The organism is Methylovorus glucosotrophus (genome assembly GCF_009858335.1).
Lineage (GTDB): Bacteria > Pseudomonadota > Gammaproteobacteria > Burkholderiales > Methylophilaceae > Methylovorus > Methylovorus glucosotrophus.
Genome location: NZ_VMSE01000001.1, coordinates 1,994,223 through 2,009,589 on the forward strand (window position 1 = coordinate 1,994,223; position 15,367 = coordinate 2,009,589).

Genomic DNA, 15,367 nt, shown 5'->3' on the forward strand with positions numbered 1-15,367 from the left:
GCATGCACCTTTATTTGGTGAACATGCACCCGGCAGGTGCAGAATCTCCTGTGCCAGCGGACAAATTCCATGCAAACCAATGCATTAAGGCCATTGTCCCCATGGGCATGTTTTTTGCTGAAGTGTTCCTGATCACATTTATTCAGAACAGAGGCCGTATGCAAACTGCATCTCATACCGCACTGAGCACCATGACATCCAGCCTGATACAGCATCAGCAGACCGGGGATTTTGAACATCAGGCCAGCTTGCTGAAGGGCTGGAACCAGGATTACCTGCAACTCTCCGCTGGCGCGTTCGAAGGCTATGTGTCGGAGCTTTACCTGCGTGACATGCATCTGTTTCTCGAATACACCAACCAGGTGCTCTACCAGAGCGGCCACCTCGGCGAGGATGTCATCGCCATCGGCGTTCCATTGCAAAGACCACACGGCATGTTCTGTGGCAGCACCTGCCAGCCTGCGGCTGTGCATTTGTATTCCGGCAACGAGGGCTTTGAATATATTTCCGCCCAGGAGACCCTGGTGGGCGTTCTGACCATCAAGCGCGAAGTCCTGCTGGCGGCGCTCTGCCCCGATGAGCAGGCGCAGCTGATGAATGTCATCAAACAGGCACGCCTGCTGCCTGTGAGCGAAAGCGCCTGGATCAAACTCTGCACGTATCTTTCTGGCACGTTTGAACGCTTGGCGACCACGCCAGAGCTCGCCGATAGCACCGCCTTCCTTGAAAGCGTGCGCATGGCCGGCCTTGAAGTCATTGCCGATTGCCTGCTGCCTGCCGCGGAGGCGATTCATGTCCCTGGGGCAAAATCCTGGAAAATGATTACCGAAGTACGCGAACTGGTGAGCCAGCCGGATACTCAGGCCCTCACCGTCGCGGATTTGTGCCAGAAGCTGGGCACCAGCCGCCGCAGTCTGCAATACCATTTCGAGCAGGCGCTGGATATCAGCCCGATTGCCTTCCTGCGCGCCGAACGTCTGAATGGCGTGCGCCGCATGCTGAAAACCGCCAACTCGGTGACCGAAGCCGCGACCCACTGGGGCTTCTGGCACTTCGGGCACTTTTCGCAGGAATACAAAAAGATGTTTGGCGAGCTGCCATCGACGACCTTTCGTCGCCTGCACCCCCTCAACTAGTATCTCCGCCAAAAAACTAAAGGCTTGATGATGGGCACCCGCGGGTGTCCATCATCAAGCCTTTTTAGATCGTCGGCATCCGCCCGTGCAGGCATTCACCAAACGTTGAACTTATGCCTTACTCGGTTTCATCCTGAAATTTGCGGCGGGCACGCACACCGGCGGCCAGCGTATCAAGCAGGGACACCGTGTCATCCCACCCCAGACAGGCGTCGGTGATTGATTTGCCGTATTCCAGCGTGCAGCCCGGGCTGTGTTCCTGACGGCCTTCGTTGAGGTGCGATTCCACCATCACGCCGATGATACGATCATCGCCACCCGCCAGCTGGCCGGAGACATCCAGCGCCACATCCAGCTGACGCCGGTATTGCTTGAGGCTATTGGCATGCGAGCAATCGATCATCACCTTGGCGGCCAAGCCTGCCGTCGCCAGCTCATGCGCGGCTGCTTCGACGTAGGGTGCCTGGTAATTAGGCTCCTTGCCGCCACGCAGTATCACATGGCAATCTTCATTGCCGCTGGTCGAGACAATCGCAGAATGCCCTTCCTTGGTAACGGACAGGAAGTGATGCGGGCTGGCGGCCGCCTTGATGGCATCGACCGCAATGCGGATATTGCCATCCGTGCCATTCTTGAAGCCCACCGGGCATGATAGCCCGGAGGCCAGCTCGCGATGCACCTGCGACTCGGTGGTACGCGCACCAATAGCGCCCCAGCTCACCAGGTCGGCGGTGTATTGCGGCGTAATGGTGTCGAGGAATTCGGTACCGGCAGGCATGCCCAGCTCATTCACTTCCAAGAGGAAGCGACGGGCAAGTTGCAGGCCTTCGTTGATGCGGAAACTGCCATCGAGATACGGGTCGTTGATCAAGCCTTTCCAGCCCACGGTGGTGCGTGGCTTCTCGAAATACACGCGCATGACGATCAGCAGATCGGCTGCCAGACGCTTGCGCTCTTGCAGCAGGCGCTTGGCGTATTCGACGCCCGCATCGTAATCGTGGATGGAACATGGCCCGATGATCACCAGCAGGCGGTCATCGGAGCTGTGCAGGATACGGTGAATGGCAGCGCGGGTTTCGAGGATATTGTCTGTCGTCGCACTCGTGGCCTGCAATTCATCCAGCAGGTCTGACGGTGGGCGCAACTCCTTGATTTCCTTGATACGGACATCATCGGTGGCAAATTTTTGACTAGGACTCATGAATTCTGCAATGCAGCGCAAGGCGCAAACGATGTGCTTGAAGTAAAACGGCTATTATAAGAGCTGTGCAAAAAAAAGTAGATTGATTATTTACACCGTGACGATTTACGCCGCAAATCAGCATTTAAGCCCTCTCCCGTCGGCAATCAGCGGAGGGGACATGATAAGTCATTAGTCATAAAGGATTATTGCACCCGCATGACGCTTTGATTATCATGCAACACGGCTTGGGAATAAGCCTTCAAAACGATAAATCGGCATAGACCATGATTAGCTCCACCAAGGCGCCGCACGCATTGAGCGGCCACATCATTCAACATCGGGACAATGCGTAAGAAACTGCATACGCATTACGACAACCTCAAGGTCGCGCGCAACGCGCCACCCGAAGTGATTCGTGCGGCCTACAGAACCCTGTCGCAGAAGTACCATCCGGACCGCAATCCGGATAACGCTGAGGCCTCGCGCATCATGGCGCTGATCAACACCTCTTATGAAGTGTTGTCTGATCAGGAAAAACGCAAATCGCATGATCTCTGGATTGCCGAGCAGGAAGTGGTAGTACGGCGGGCACCGCCACCGCCTCCCGAGCAGCCGCGTGCCACCCGGACTGAGCCCCGAACAGAAACACCCGCCCCGAAATCGTCGACCGTTTTTGCAAGCCGTCTGCGCCAGCATTGGGCCGTGAAGCATCTTTTGCGCTATGGCCTGCTTTACATCAGCAGCGCCGTCTTCATCTGGACGTTCAGCAGCGACAAGCAGGCCCCGGCGGTCACCATGCCCAAGCAGTATGTGGCGAATCCGCCCATGGAGCCCGAGCCCACGCTGGCCGCCAGCAAGCGCGAGCCATTCGCGCCCAATGGTGCGCCATGGCCCCACAACGCGGGCTATGTGGATGGCTATCCCAAGTTGCGCATGAAGGGTCTATCGACCGTGACCGTGGATAATCGTCAGAACGATGGCGATGTCTTCGTCAAACTGGTCTACCTGGGCGATGACCAGGCATTTCCGGTACGGCAGTTTTTCATTCCCGCCCGCGGCAAATTTACCCTGACCAAGGTCAACCCCGGCAATTACGATATCCGCTACCGCAACCTGCACAATGGCGCCCTGGCAAGATCAGAAGCTTTCAAACTGGAAGAATCAAGCACCACCGATGGCATACAGTTCAGCAAGATCACCATGACGCTGTACAAAGTGGAAAACGGCAATATGCAGACCTACAACCTGACCGACGAAGAGTTCTAGTCAGGCAGATTCCCCCGGCAAACGCGGTGCAGCCTGTACCTCGATTTCCACCGCATCACTCTCATCCTTCAGCGCCACACCCGATAGCTTGAGCCGCATGGATTCGCGCGCCAGCCACAGCAGTTTGCGGGCCGCCGCCGCATACATCAGGCCTTCTGGCCGCACATTCGAAATGCAGTTGCGATCAGCATCGTTACGCCCGGTGCGGGGGTCATAGGTCAGGTAAACACCCAGGCTGTCAGGCGAACTCAGGCCCGGCCGTTCGCCAATCAGCATGGCGACCATGCGGGCATTCAGCAACTCGCCTATGGTATCGGCAATGGCGACACGCGCCTGGCGCACCAGTACCACCGGGCCTGTGCTCCAGTCTGGCGGAAAAATCGCCTTGATCTCCGCCAGCAAGCCCTGCACATGCCGCTCCACCGCCAGCGACGACAAGCCGTCACCGACCACGATAAGCAGGTCTATCGGACTGGCGCTACGCATGGCGAGCAGTTTTTCGCTATCGGCCTCGCTGAGGCGGCGCCCGAGGTCGGGCCGCAGCAGATAGGTGGCGCGATCCGGCGCGCAGCTGTTGACCTGCATGGTGTCGTAGCCAAGTTCTGAAATGCCTGCCGCCAGCTGATCCATATCCAGTGCCAGATGCACGGCATCGCGCGCCATGGCATGCGACATGCCAAAATCCAGCACTTCACGCGTGGGCAGGCTGCTGCCGACGCGGCCAAGCGCAATACGCGCGCGGGTAAAGCCTTTCAGCTGCTGCCAAGGGTCATCGGCCAAGGCTTCCGGTTTAAGGGGTTGATCGTTTTCTTTCATGAGGGGTTACGCCGCACTCAACAGATTCTTGGGCATGTTTTGCAACATGTGATGGCCAGTGCGCACCGGCTGCACCAGGCCCTGCGAATCCATGATGTTCATTTTCATCAGCCACTGCTCAAACTCCGGCGCGGGCTTCAGGCCCAGCACCTTGCGCAGATAGAGCGCATCGTGGAAAGAGGTAGTCTGGTAATTCAGCATGATGTCGTCCGCACCCGGGATGCCCATGATAAAGGTAATGCCCGCCGCGCCCAGCAGCGTCATCAGGGTATCCATGTCGTCCTGGTCGGCCTCGGCGTGATTGGTGTAGCAGACATCGCAGCCCAGCGGCAGTCCCAGCAGCTTGCCGCAGAAATGATCTTCCAACCCGGCGCGGATAATCTGCTTGCCATCGTAGAGGTATTCGGGCCCGATAAAGCCCACCACGGTATTGCTGAGCAAGGGCGAGAAGCGGCGTGCCACGGCATAGGCACGCGCCTCTACCGTTTGCTGGTCCACGCCAAAATTGGCGTTGGCAGACAAGGCCGAACCCTGCCCGGTTTCAAAATACATGACGTTATTGCCGACCGTGCCGCGCTTGAGCGCCAGTGCCGCATCGTAGGCTTCCTGCAAAATGCCCAGATTGATGCCAAAGCTTTGGTTGGCTTTTTCGGTACCAGCAATCGACTGGAATACCAGATCGACCGGCGCGCCCTTTTCCATCACCTGAATCTGGTTGGTGACGTGCGTCAGCACGCAGGATTGGGTGGGAATGCCATATTGATTGATGACTTCATCCACCAGATAATACAGATCCATCAGCGCCGGGATGCTATCGGTCGCCGGGTTGATGCCGATCACCGCATCGCCGGAGCCATACAGCAGGCCATCCAGCATGGAGGCGGCAATGCCACGCGCATCGTCGGTGGGGTGATTCGGTTGCAAGCGCACCGACAGGCGGCCGGGCAAGCCTATGGTATTGCGAAACGCCGTGGTCACATGGCATTTGCGCGCCACCAGTATCAAATCCTGATTGCGCATCAGCTTGCTGACCGCCGCGGCCATTTCCGGGGTAATGCCGGGGGCTACACGCTTCAGCGTGGCGCTATCGGCCATATCAGACAGCAGCCAGTCGCGAAAACCGCCCACGGTAAGGTGACTGATCTCGGCAAAGGCGGTGGCATCGTGCGTATCCAGGATGAGGCGCGTCACCTCATCTTCTTCATACGGCACAACCGCTTCCTGCAGGAACTGGCGCAAGGGAATATCGGCCAGGCACATGCGGGCGGCCATGCGCTCGGCATAGGTCTCCGCGGCCACACCGGCCAGATAATCGCCGGAGCGGGCTGGCGTTGCTTTGGCCAGCACGTCTTTCAAATCGGTAAAGGTATAGTGGACTTGGCCTACGCTATGACTGTATTTCATGGCATGCATCCATTGGGTTGAAGATGGCCGCAGGTAGCAATCAAGCTGCCCGCATGCCGTGCCGGAGTCGGCAGACCCCGGCACTGACATTCCTGCGGCCATTGTTACATGACGATCACAAATAACTCTCTGAAACTATACGGCAGTGCCTGCTACCACATTGTCTGACGAAGCATCGCGGTGATGCTGGGTCACACTGTAGTACACATAGGCCAGCGCCATCAGCACAACAAAGATGAAAGCCAGCAGCTGGTTATAGTAGATCATGGTCACCAGGCTGACGACGGCCAGACCCAGCGCAATTGCCGGGAACAATGGATAGGCAATCGCGGTGAACGGACGTTCCAGGTTAGGCTCTTTTTTACGCAGCGCAAACAGGCTGATCATGGACATGATGTACATGACAATCGCGCCAAACACCGCCATGGTGATCAGGTTGGCCGTCAGTGTCATACCGCCGAACTGAATCAGGTCATCACTGAAAATCGCGGCCACGCCCACAACACCACCGGCAATGATGGCACGGTGCGGGGTCTTGAACCTGGGGTGCACTTCACCGAAATACTTGGGCATGTAGCCAGCCCGAGCCAGGGCAAAAATCTGGCGCGAGTAGCCCAGGATAATGCCGTGGAACGAAGCCACCAGGCCGAACAGGCCAATCCACACCAGCATATGCAGCCAGCCGCTGTTTTCACCGACGATCATCTTCATCGCCTGTGGCAATGGATCATTGATGTTGGACAGCGTACGCCAGTCACCAGCACCACCGGCAAATACCATCACGCCTATCGCCAGCGCTACCAGGGTCAGAATACCGGCAATGTAAGCTTTGGGAATGGTGCGCTTAGGATCTTTGGCTTCTTCTGCTGCCATGGCCACGCCTTCAATCGCCAGGAAGAACCAGATCGCAAACGGAATCGCCGCCACAATGCCGGGGATAGCGGCCATGCTGAAGGTGTTCTCGCCAGACCAGCCGTTCGCCACAAAATTGCTGAAAGAGAAGCCAGGCGACACCACGCCCATGAACACCAGCAATTCAATAATGGCCAGAATGGTCACAAACAGCTCAAAGGTCGCGGCAATGCGCACGCCGATGATGTTGAGACCAATAAAGATCACATAAGCCCCGGCCGCCATGATCTTGGGATCAACGCCCGGGAACTGCACATTGAGATAGGCGCCGATAGCCATGGCAATCGCCGGCGGTGCAAATACAAACTCCACCAGCGTGGCAAAGCCGGCAATAAAGGCCGCCTTGGAACCCAGGGCACGCCGCGCATAGGCAAACGGCCCACCCGCGTGCGGAATGGAAGTTGTCAGCTCGGTAAAGCTGAAAATGAAAGTGGTATACATGATCGCGATGAGGATCGCGGTGACCAGAAAGCCCAGCGTACCGGCTTGCGCCCAGCCGTAGCTCCAGCCGAAATATTCACCTGAAATCACCAGGCCCACAGCCAGGCCCCACAGGTGCCAGCCGTTCAAAGAGGATTTTAAAGAGGTGCTCATGACAGAACTCCGTATCGAAAATGGACGTGAGAAACCAATACGGCGGCCTCAGCCGCCGTATTGACCAGCATTAGAATGCTCTGGAGATCGAAACGAAGAACTTGTCTTTGGCGATATCCGACTTGGATACCGTGTTTTCCAGACTCAGGAAGTCCTTGTATGCATCAGGTTCGTTGGTACCGGAATAGAAAGCACCGACAGACCAGCCCTTGTCAAACACTTTGGCAACACCTGCCTTGTAGTAGGTGATATCCAGACCGGTCGAGTTGTTGATCACTTGATGACCGACTTGACCTGTCAGGTTCCAGGTTGGCACCACTTCATAGGCAGCATCCAGCTCGTAGAAATACGAACCCTTGGTGCTACCAGTCACACCAGCGCTCAGATCACCCGCGAACCCACCATTCACAGGAGAGTTGTTGGTGTTCCAGCCCCAGTATTCAGTGGCGGTGATACCAGTCTTGAACGTCAGCCACTGGTAGGTCAGCGAGCCGTAGATTTCCAGCGTATTCAGGCGGTTGGCCTTGGTAGTACCAGCTGGATATATTGGTGGGTTGAAAGCAGAGTCTTCCCAGTCTGCGCCTGGGTAGATGTAGTAAATCGCGCCCACATCGTAGCCCACGGCTGTGCTTGGAATGGTGTTACGGAAACCTGCGTACAGGTCAGTTTCCAGGTTGGCGCCTGGCAACCACTTGTCAGATACATTGGAAGCAAAGAAACCCGCATACAAACCGGACTTGTGGTCTGCTTCAACGCTCAGTTGAGCCGCTGGCTTGCCCCAGGTCTGGGACTGGCCACGGAAGATGTAATCACTGACAAAGCCGATGCTGCTTGGAAAGGTCCAGTCCGACTCGGCTGCAGGAGCAGCAGCTTCGTCAGCAGCAAAAACTGGTGCAGCAAAGCCTGCAGCAAACATCAGGGCAACAAGACTCTTTACAGGTGTATTCAACATCACAATCCCCTTATTTAATGAATGAATAGAGATAAAAAAACAAACGTCACAATCACGTGTTGGGTTTGATAATCCTCCTTTGAAAAACATCGCACTATCCCATTTTGGCAAAATAGCCACACCAGTCTCAGACTGTCTCTTTTTTGCACAACCAGGCACGCCAGCCACCGCATGCCGAGATGTCCACGGCGTTTTCGGTGGCATAGGCTTCACACATAAAGCCTTGCACCTGCGAGCCGTCTTCCAGCACCAGCGTGCCGAAGCCCAGGGGCGCAGGCACACTGGCGACAAAGGCGCCGTAATTGGTGAGCGGCAGTTGCCAGACTTCCAGCGCAATCGCCGAACCACCCTCTGTCACCCGCAATAGCCCAGGCCGCTCGGGCGTGAAGCCATTCAGCTTGAACAGCTTGTAATAAGGCGAAGTACGGGTTTTCTCGACGAATTCGCCACCCAGGGCCATCAGTTGCGGGTTGAGCGGCAGGCCGCTCATGTGGGCGCCGCACACAGCGACTTTGATCATGGGGGTATCGCTCATGCGTGAATCTCCTTGCGGGTAAATGAGGTAGCGCCCAGCGTGCGCGCGGCGTCTTCCATGCGGGCGGCGAGCGCCAGCAGAGAAGCGTCATGAAACGCCGGGGCACACAGGGTGACGCCAAATGGCAGGCGGTTGGCCTGGAATCCGGTAGGCACGGCAATCGCCGACAGGTCCAGCAGATTCATGAAATTGGTGTAATAGCCCAGGTTGGAATTGGTTTGCACCGGATCAGCCTCGACTTCGGCAATCGTGTAAATGGTGCCCGCCGTCGGGGTGACGATAATGTCCAGGTAATCCCACACCGCAGCAGCCTTGCGTTGCAGGGCTTTCAGCTGATAACCGAAGCTGTAGGCATCGGCCGCGCTGAAGCGTGTCGCGCCGCTGATGATCTTGTGCGTGACCGGGTACAGCGCTTCCGGTTTGGCTTCGATGAATTCACGGATAGCTGCGTAGCGCTCGGCCACCCATGGCCCTTCGTAGAGCAGGCGGGCCGTTTGCAAAAACACGGTGAAATCAATCTCCACCGCCACCCCGCCCAGCGCCACCAGTTTGGCGACGGCAGCATCAAACAAAGCGGGCGTTTCCGCATTGCCAAAAAACTGCAGCTGATCGGCACGTGGCACACCAAAGCGGAAACCATGCTCGGGCAAGGGCTTGCCTGCCGTGAGCGCCTCACGCGAATACGGGTCTTCCTCATCAAAGCCCTGTGCGACTTCCAGCACCGTGGCGGCATCCTGTGCCGTCAGCGCAAAGATGGACACGCAATCCAGCGTGCGGCAGGCAGGCACCACGCCACGGGTGCTGAGCAGCCCGCAGCTGGGCTTGTGCCCAACCAGATTATTGAACGCGGCCGGCACCCGGCCTGAGCCTGCGGTATCCGTACCCAGGCTGAAGCTCGCCAGGCCCAGCGCCACCGACACTGCCGAGCCTGAGCTGGAGCCACCGGAAATATAATCCGGGTCTATGCTGTTATGGCAGGCGCCATACGGCGAGCGTACGCCCACCAGGCCCGTGGCGAACTGGTCCAGATTGGTTTTACCCAAGGGAATGGCCCCGGCATCGATCAGCCGCTGCACCACGGTGGCGTGCTGCGCAGGGGTATAGGCATAGTCCGGGCAGGCGGCGGTAGTCGGCACGCCGGCGAGATCAATATTGTCCTTGATGGCAAAGGGAATGCCATACAGCGGCAGGCTGGCAGGGTCGCGCCCTACCAGCGCCTCGGCGTAAGACAGCAACTGCGCCAGCGGCAGGCGATGAATCCAGATGCGGTGCGGGTCTTCCGTGCCCATGGCGGCATCCAGCTGCCGCACCAGTTGCGAGGGGGTGAGGCTGCCTGTGCGGTATTGCTCGCGCAGGCTGGTGATTTGCAGATCGAGTGTGGTCATGATTTATTCCGTTGCAATGGCAATGAGGGTCTGGCCGGCACTGACGGGCTTGCCCGGCTGGCACAACACATGGCTGATGGTCCCGGCTGCCGGGGCGACCACGGCGATTTCCATTTTCATGGATTCAATAATCACCAGCGTATCGCCCGCGGCGACCGTATCGCCCACATTCACTGCCACTTGCCACAGATTGCCGGCCACATGGGCGGCCACGGCACGGCAGTCATCGGGCAGCGCGTCTTCCGCCACCGTGCTCGCTGCCGACTCATCATTGCTGTAATTGGCCTGGCCGTTGGCAATCCAGCGCTCGCGCTCGGCATCAAATGCGGCTTGCTGGCGCTCCTTGAACGCGATCATGGTGGCGGCTTCAGCGGCAATCAGCGCGTTGTAATCCTTGAGGCGGAACACCTGCTCTTCCACCTTGAGCTTGAATTTGCCACGCGGGAAATCCTCGCGGATTTGCAGCAGCTCTTCCGCGCTGACCGGGTAAAAGCGGATCTGGTCAAAAAAGCGCAGCAGCCAGGGCTTGCCCTGCGGGAAGTCGGCTGTGGCACGCCAGCGGTTCCACATCTGCAAGGTGCGGCCGACAAACTGGTAACCGCCGGGGCCTTCCATGCCATACACGCACATATAGGCGCCGCCAATGCCCACGGCGTTTTCCGGCGTCCAGGTGCGGGCCGGGTTGTATTTGGTGGTCACCAGACGGTGGCGCGGGTCTACCGGCGTGGCGACGGGCGCGCCCAGATACACATCGCCCAGGCCCAGGGTGAGGTAGCTCGCCTCGAACACGATGCGCTTGACGTCCTCAATGCTATCGAGGCCGTTGATGCGGCGGATGAACTCGATATTGCTGCCATGGCCGGACTCCACATCGCACCAGGGCGCATCCTTGCGCACCGATTGCATGTACTTTTCCACGGCGAGCTGGGTGGCAGCATCGTCCCACGACAACGGCAGGTGCACGATGCGGGTCGGCACTTCCATTTCATCGATGGCGGGCAGTTGCGCTTCCAGGGTTTGCAAGGTGGTCAGCAACTGCTCCACCGGCAGGCGCAGGCTGTCGTAATGCAGCTGCAACGAACGTATGCCGGGCGTGAGATCAATGATGCCGGGCACCTTGGCCTGCTCAAGCGCCTGCATGAGGGCATGCACGCGGAAGCGCAGGTTGAGGTCCAGCACCAGCGGGCCATATTCCACCAGCAGGTATTTGTCACCGGCCTGGCGATACACCACGGCCACGCGCTCTGCCGTCTCCGGCAAGGTGGCCAGAATGGGGGTTGTGGTGTGGGCGAGATCGGAGGCGGGCAAGGCCAGCGGCGCAGTGGCGCTTGCCAGGTCTGCCAGCATGGCGTTTTGCGCGACTTCAAGCACGCGTGCCTGGGCCTGGGAGAGACGGACAAAGCGCACCTTGTCGCCCGCTTTCAATTGGCCCATTTTCCATAGCTCGGCCTGCACAATGGTAGCCGGGCAGACAAAGCCGCCCAGGCTGGGGCCATCCGGCCCCAGAATCACCGGCATGTCGCCGGTAAAGTCCACACTGCCAATCGCATAGGCGTTGTCGTGGATGTTGGAGGGATGCAAGCCCGCCTCACCGCCATCCTGCCGCGCCCATTGGGGCTTGGGACCGATCAGACGGATGCCGGTGGTGTTGGAGTTGTAATGCACTTCCCAGTCGGTGGAGAAGAACATGGCAATATCGTCGTCGGTAAAGAAATCCGGCGCGCCATGTGGCCCATACAGCACACCGATCTGCCATTCGTGCGTGTATTGCGGGCGCAGGGCGGGCGGAATCACCGATATCGCAGTTTCCGCCGCAGCCAGCTTGCCCAGATGCAGCACATCGCCCACGCGCAGGGCGCGGCCGCCATGGCCGCCAAACTGACCCAGAGTAAAGGTGGATTTGCTGCCCAGGTAATCCGGCACATCAAAGCCGCCCTGCACGGCTAGATACGCACGGCACCCCAGGTCGCCCAGCTTGCCGATGGCGAGCGTGCTGCCCGCCTTGACGGCATGCGCCTGCCACATGGCGAGCTGCTGGCCATCCAGTGTCAATGCCAGCTCAGGGCCGGTCACGGCAATCACGGTATCAGTATTGAATTTCAGCGTGGGGCCAATCAGGGTGATTTCCAGGCCCGCCATGCCTTCGGCGTTGCCCACCAGGCGATTGGCAAAGCGAAACGCCAGATGGTCCATGGGGCCGGAAGGCGGCACGCCAATGTTCCAGTAGCCGGTGCGGCCGGGATAATCCTGTATGGTGCTCATGACGCCGCCATCCAGCACATCCAGCGTGTGTGGGCGGTAAACAAAGCTATTGAGGTAGCGCGTGGTCTGTTGCCCTGCCGGGAATACGCTGTCGGCCAGCACCTGACGCAGATACTCCAGGTTGGTTTCAATGCCGGCGAGGCGGGTCTGGTCGAGCGCGGTTTGCATGGACTGCACCGCGGCGGCGCGGTCACTGGCATGCACCAGCACCTTGGCCAGCAAGGGGTCGTAATACGGCGAAACCTCGCTGCCCTGCTCTACCCAGGCATCCACCCGCACATCGGAGGGGAACACCACTTCGGTCAGCACGCCCGAGCTGGGCTGAAACTGCTTGTTGGCATCTTCGGCATACTCCCGCACCTGGATGGCATGGCCCTTAGGCTGATGTTGATAGGCCGCAATAAAGTCGCGCTCGCCTGCGGCCAGGCGGATCATCCAGCCCACCAGGTCCACGCCGCTCACCAGTTCGGTCACGCCGTGCTCCACTTGCAGCCGGGTGTTGACCTCCAGAAAGTAAAAGTCGCCGCTGGCATTGTCGTAAACAAATTCCACCGTGCCCGCCGAGCGATAGCCGATGGCACTGGCCAGACGCACCGCTGTCTCGGCCAGCTGCTGGCGTATCGCCTCGCTGATATTGGGCGCCGGGGTTTCTTCTATCACCTTCTGGTTGCGGCGCTGCACCGAGCAATCGCGCTCGCCCAGCGCCACCACATGACCTGCGCCATCGCCAAAAATCTGCACTTCAATGTGGCGCGCGGCTTCCACGTATTTTTCCAGATAAAGGCCGGATTCCTTGAAATTGGCGCGTGACAACCGCTGCACCGAGGCAAAGGCTTCGGCCAGTTCATCTTCACCCCAGATCAGGCGCATGCCGATGCCGCCGCCACCTGCCGTGCTCTTCAGCATCACCGGGTAGCCAATGCGTGCGGCATGCGTGCGAGCTTCGGCGACATCCGCCAGCAAACGGGTGCCCGGCAACAGCGGTACGCCATTGGCCTCGGCCAGCGCGCGGGCGGTGTGCTTTAGACCAAAGTCACGCATCTGTTGGGGAGTGGGGCCGATAAAGGCAATGCCTGCGGCTTCGCAGGCTTCGGCAAAACCGGGGTTTTCAGACAGAAAGCCATAACCCGGATGAATGGCTTGTGCACCAGTCTGGTGCGCGGCTTGCAGGATCGCGGGGATATTCAGGTAACTCTCGGCGGCAGGAGCCGGACCAACACAGATCGCTTCATCCGCTTCCAGCACATGGCGGGCACCGGCATCAGCTTCAGAGTAGACGGCTACAGAGCGGACACCAAGTTGCTTGAGGGTGCGGATAATGCGGCAAGCGATCTCACCGCGGTTGGCAATAAGCACTTTATGAAACATGACTAACCTTGTGCGGGCCGTCCCGCTGGGTATAGATCTCACCGGGCCGTCCCGGTGAGCGGTTGATTCAGTCGACTGTGACTAACTGACCATGGTTATCTATCTATTCCCTAGCATGTTGCATGCCAGATTTATGCAGCAGCCTGGACGGGATCCCAGACCAGCAGGCGAACTGGCGTCGGGTTATAGGCGTTGCAGGGGTTATTCAGTTGCGGGCAGTTGGAGATCAGCACCACGACGTCCATCTCGGCGCGCATTTCCACGTATTTGCCAGCGCCGGAAATGCCATCATCAAACTTGAGATGGCCATCGGCGGTGACCGGCACATTCATGAAGAAATTGATGTTGGCGGTGATGTCGCGCTTGCTCATGTTCCGGTGCGTGGCACAGCCGCAGTGGTTGAGCGCATGCATGAAGCTATCGCGGCAGCTGTGCATGGGGCGCTTTTCCAGGGCATAGCGCACGGTGTTGCTCTCGGCGGCACAGGCCCCGCCCAGGGTATCGTGGCGGCCACAGGTATCCGCGGTGATGGTCAGCATGGGCCGGCCTTCATTTGAATACAGCACCGAGCCAGTAGTCAGGTAAAGCTGGCGCTGGCGGGCAATGGTATCGACTGCGCTGTAGCGCTCTTCGGGATCAGCGGCGCTGTAAAAAAGCGTATCCACCGCTTGGTTGCCTTCCAGGTCCAGAATGCGGAATATCTGGCCTTTTTTCACTTCGGCCATCCAGGGATCGCCGGCATCGCATACCTGGTCCAGCACGGCGTTGCGCGGATCCAATGGGCTTTCGGTCAGCATCTGGCTCATAGGTAATACCTTTCCGTGTTGATAAAGCCGCGGGCGTTTTGCTCACACTGCGTGCGGCACACATCATCGGGCGCGGCGGCCCCGGCATACCAGGCCGTGAGCTTTACCGCAGCCGGTTTGTATTCGGTGGCAGGGTCTAGCGGATGCGGCGCGGCAGATAGCACCAGCAGCACGTTCATGTCGAAGCGCACATCCACATAATCCCCCGCCTTGCTATGGCCGGCGACAAAGCTCAGCGCACCGTTGTCATCCGGCACGGCCTTGCTGAAAAAATTGACGTTGGCGACCAGATCGCGCTTGCCCAGGCCGTATTTCGCCAGCTCGATCAGCAGGCCATCCTTGCCGCTGCGGTGCATGGCATTGCGATGGGTCTGGAAGGTCGCTTTACCGTACTGGCCTTCGATCATGGCGGCATCGGTCACGCCGCTGAAGGTATCGTGCCAGCCCACGCTATCGCCAATGATGGAGCACATGACGCGCCCCATGTCGGAATAGCAGACATGGCCGGTGGTGAGGTACGCGGTATGCTGCGCCTTCAGCGAATCCGGCATGTTGTAGCGTTCCAGCTTGTCTTCCGGGTTATAAAACAGCGCGGCCAGATTGGCCCCGCCTTCCAGGTCAGTGATACGCAGCGCAGTGCCACGGCGTATCAGGCCTGACCAGTGATTGCCGCCGGGGATGGTTTCTTCCCACAGCACGGCAGCAGGTTCAAATACAGCGCTCATGCTCTTATCCTTGTCTCTTTTCC

Annotated in this window: 12 protein-coding genes; 2 read left to right on the forward strand and 10 right to left on the reverse strand. The window is 58.7% G+C overall.

Going from position 1 to position 15,367, the window contains the following annotated elements; genetic code table 11:
- Window positions 1–158 precede the first annotated feature (158 nt).
- Window positions 159–1,136: a helix-turn-helix domain-containing protein gene (locus tag FNL37_RS09390; protein ID WP_244948252.1), complete on the forward strand. Its 978-nt coding sequence runs from the start codon at window positions 159–161 to the stop codon at window positions 1,134–1,136.
- Between the two features lie 118 nt (window positions 1,137–1,254).
- Here the strand turns inward: FNL37_RS09390 and aroG are convergent, their stop codons facing one another.
- Window positions 1,255–2,337 (reverse strand): 3-deoxy-7-phosphoheptulonate synthase AroG, encoded by a 1,083-nt coding sequence (gene aroG / locus FNL37_RS09395; RefSeq protein ID WP_159355948.1) that lies wholly within the window; start codon window positions 2,335–2,337, stop codon window positions 1,255–1,257.
- Between the two features lie 327 nt (window positions 2,338–2,664).
- On the opposite strand from aroG, the gene FNL37_RS09400 reads away from it, so the two are divergent.
- Window positions 2,665–3,585, forward strand: coding sequence for a J domain-containing protein (locus FNL37_RS09400; protein WP_015829740.1), 921 nt, complete (start codon window positions 2,665–2,667; stop codon window positions 3,583–3,585).
- Here FNL37_RS09400 and eutC read toward each other — a convergent pair whose 3' ends face one another.
- The 9 genes from eutC to FNL37_RS09440 all read right to left on the reverse strand — a co-directional run bounded on the left by eutC (window position 3,586) and on the right by FNL37_RS09440 (window position 15,344).
- Complete coding sequence (eutC, locus tag FNL37_RS09405; protein ID WP_159355949.1) at window positions 3,586–4,401, reverse strand: ethanolamine ammonia-lyase subunit EutC; 816 nt, start codon at window positions 4,399–4,401, stop codon at window positions 3,586–3,588.
- A gap of 6 nt (window positions 4,402–4,407) precedes the next feature.
- Window positions 4,408–5,805: an ethanolamine ammonia-lyase subunit EutB gene (locus FNL37_RS09410; protein ID WP_159355950.1), complete on the reverse strand. Its 1,398-nt coding sequence runs from the start codon at window positions 5,803–5,805 to the stop codon at window positions 4,408–4,410.
- Between the two features lie 135 nt (window positions 5,806–5,940).
- Entirely contained in the window at window positions 5,941–7,311 is a 1,371-nt protein-coding gene (eat, locus tag FNL37_RS09415; protein WP_013441787.1) for an ethanolamine permease, read from the reverse strand.
- A 70-nt stretch (window positions 7,312–7,381) separates the two neighbouring features.
- A complete protein-coding gene (locus FNL37_RS09420; RefSeq protein WP_159355951.1) occupies window positions 7,382–8,263 on the reverse strand; it encodes a TorF family putative porin in 882 nt (293 codons plus the stop codon).
- A 127-nt stretch (window positions 8,264–8,390) separates the two neighbouring features.
- Window positions 8,391–8,798: an allophanate hydrolase-related protein gene (locus tag FNL37_RS14000; RefSeq protein ID WP_244948253.1), complete on the reverse strand. Its 408-nt coding sequence runs from the start codon at window positions 8,796–8,798 to the stop codon at window positions 8,391–8,393.
- A complete protein-coding gene (gene atzF, locus FNL37_RS09425; protein WP_244948254.1) occupies window positions 8,795–10,183 on the reverse strand; it encodes an allophanate hydrolase in 1,389 nt (462 codons plus the stop codon). The genes FNL37_RS14000 and atzF overlap by 4 nt, the downstream gene beginning before the upstream one ends.
- Before the next feature lie 3 nt (window positions 10,184–10,186).
- Window positions 10,187–13,813, reverse strand: coding sequence for an urea carboxylase (gene uca, locus FNL37_RS09430; RefSeq protein WP_159355952.1), 3,627 nt, complete (start codon window positions 13,811–13,813; stop codon window positions 10,187–10,189).
- 131 nt (window positions 13,814–13,944) lie between these two features.
- A complete protein-coding gene (locus tag FNL37_RS09435) occupies window positions 13,945–14,619 on the reverse strand; it encodes an urea amidolyase associated protein UAAP2 (RefSeq protein ID WP_159355953.1) in 675 nt (224 codons plus the stop codon).
- Complete coding sequence (locus tag FNL37_RS09440; protein ID WP_159355954.1) at window positions 14,616–15,344, reverse strand: urea amidolyase associated protein UAAP1; 729 nt, start codon at window positions 15,342–15,344, stop codon at window positions 14,616–14,618. The genes FNL37_RS09435 and FNL37_RS09440 overlap by 4 nt, the downstream gene beginning before the upstream one ends.
- Window positions 15,345–15,367 lie beyond the last annotated feature (23 nt).

Excerpts from the sequence above, each read along its gene's own strand:
- eutC (WP_159355949.1), bottom strand. The coding sequence starts at position 4,401 with ATGAAAGAAAACGATCAACCCCTTAAACCGGAAGCCTTGGCCGATGAC.
- FNL37_RS09435 (WP_159355953.1), bottom strand. The coding sequence starts at position 14,619 with ATGAGCCAGATGCTGACCGAAAGCCCATTGGATCCGCGCAACGCCGTG.
- FNL37_RS09400 (WP_015829740.1), top strand. The coding sequence starts at position 2,665 with ATGCGTAAGAAACTGCATACGCATTACGACAACCTCAAGGTCGCGCGC.
- FNL37_RS09390 (WP_244948252.1), top strand. The coding sequence starts at position 159 with ATGCAAACTGCATCTCATACCGCACTGAGCACCATGACATCCAGCCTG.
- atzF (WP_244948254.1), bottom strand. The coding sequence starts at position 10,183 with ATGACCACACTCGATCTGCAAATCACCAGCCTGCGCGAGCAATACCGC.
- FNL37_RS14000 (WP_244948253.1), bottom strand. The coding sequence starts at position 8,798 with ATGAGCGATACCCCCATGATCAAAGTCGCTGTGTGCGGCGCCCACATG.
- aroG (WP_159355948.1), bottom strand. The coding sequence starts at position 2,337 with ATGAGTCCTAGTCAAAAATTTGCCACCGATGATGTCCGTATCAAGGAA.
- FNL37_RS09440 (WP_159355954.1), bottom strand. The coding sequence starts at position 15,344 with ATGAGCGCTGTATTTGAACCTGCTGCCGTGCTGTGGGAAGAAACCATC.
- FNL37_RS09410 (WP_159355950.1), bottom strand. The coding sequence starts at position 5,805 with ATGAAATACAGTCATAGCGTAGGCCAAGTCCACTATACCTTTACCGAT.
- eat (WP_013441787.1), bottom strand. The coding sequence starts at position 7,311 with ATGAGCACCTCTTTAAAATCCTCTTTGAACGGCTGGCACCTGTGGGGC.
- uca (WP_159355952.1), bottom strand. The coding sequence starts at position 13,813 with ATGTTTCATAAAGTGCTTATTGCCAACCGCGGTGAGATCGCTTGCCGC.
- FNL37_RS09420 (WP_159355951.1), bottom strand. The coding sequence starts at position 8,263 with ATGTTGAATACACCTGTAAAGAGTCTTGTTGCCCTGATGTTTGCTGCA.